The sequence below is a fragment of the Escherichia sp. TW14182 genome, assembly GCF_000208525.1.
Taxonomy (GTDB): domain Bacteria; phylum Pseudomonadota; class Gammaproteobacteria; order Enterobacterales; family Enterobacteriaceae; genus Escherichia; species Escherichia ruysiae.
In genome coordinates, this window is sequence record NZ_AEJZ01000255.1 from 1 (window position 1) to 1,018 (window position 1,018).

The 1,018-nt window shown below is 43.9% G+C and carries 2 protein-coding genes; one reads left to right on the top strand and one right to left on the bottom strand.

Features of this window, described 5'->3' with window-relative positions:
* Positions 1-174: 174 nt before the first annotated feature.
* Positions 175-591: a helix-turn-helix domain-containing protein gene (locus EQY_RS0118960; protein ID WP_000370951.1), complete on the bottom strand. Its 417-nt coding sequence runs from the start codon at positions 589-591 to the stop codon at positions 175-177.
* A gap of 108 nt (positions 592-699) precedes the next feature.
* Here EQY_RS0118960 and EQY_RS0118965 point away from each other — a divergent pair, with 108 nt between their 5' ends.
* Positions 700-978, top strand: coding sequence for a transcriptional regulator (locus EQY_RS0118965; RefSeq protein ID WP_000020011.1), 279 nt, complete (start codon positions 700-702; stop codon positions 976-978).
* Positions 979-1,018 lie beyond the last annotated feature (40 nt).

Consider the following 1,018-nt stretch of genomic DNA (forward strand, 5'->3'; position numbering starts at 1 on the left):
GTTGACCTCATTTCCCCTTAACGCCGGGGTGGCGGAACTTTAGCCTGACAACGATGCGGTTCGTTGATGGAATTACTTTACAATAATTGCTTTCATTGTCAAGTATGGATTGAAAGAAATACTGAAGCAGCCGTATGGCTGCTTAGATAAATATGAGGAGACTGTGCTTAGGAATTATTTCTGGTGGGACTGAATCATGCTCAAGACATCGCCTTTGAGTTGCTCCAGTTCTTCTAGCTGAGATTTAATAGAAATAAGCAAGCGTAGCTTTTCTGTTTCCGGTAACTGATTGAAAAGTGAAAGCAAAAGCTTTTCATTGTCATCCAGTTCTCGTCCGGAAAAAGTCTCAGCATGAAGCTCCCCCTGCGCTGTTGAATCTGGTGACATGAAAAACCAGTGTTCTGCTTTACCTGCTGCCGCGGCCAGGCGTTTTAGCCCTTGCCCTCTGGGAAGCGATTTACCTTTAGCCCATTGCTGGACGGCTTGCGGAGATACCATCGCGTGCTTGGCTATGTCGGATAAGTTCCAGTTTTTTTCGTCCTGCAACAGCTTTAGGCGGTAAACAAGATTTGGGTGTTTTACGTTGTCCATTTAGTCATTTTACAAGCTTTGCTTTCATATGGCATTGGAATTGTTTTAATGTTGCTATTGAAAGAAAAACTTTTTTGATGTAGAAATTCTTTCAATGTGGAGGTGTAAATGAGTCACGTTTTGAAAAGTAAGATTACGAAAATCATGAATCAATCAGAAATTGCTAAACATCTAGGAGTTAAGTCTCAGGCTGTAAGTGGGTGGCTCAACTTCACTGGGGTTATACCAGCAGATCGAGTCATTCCATTGAGTCGAGTTCTTGACTGGCAAGTCACCCCCCACGAACTTCGCCCTGACATTTATCCCAACCCAACAGATGGACTACCTTGTGAAAATAAGTGTATGTCGAATGAATCACTGGCGGTGAACAATGATATTCACTCCTGAGCAGGCTCGCGAGGCTCTGGATGCCTGGGTATGCCGACCA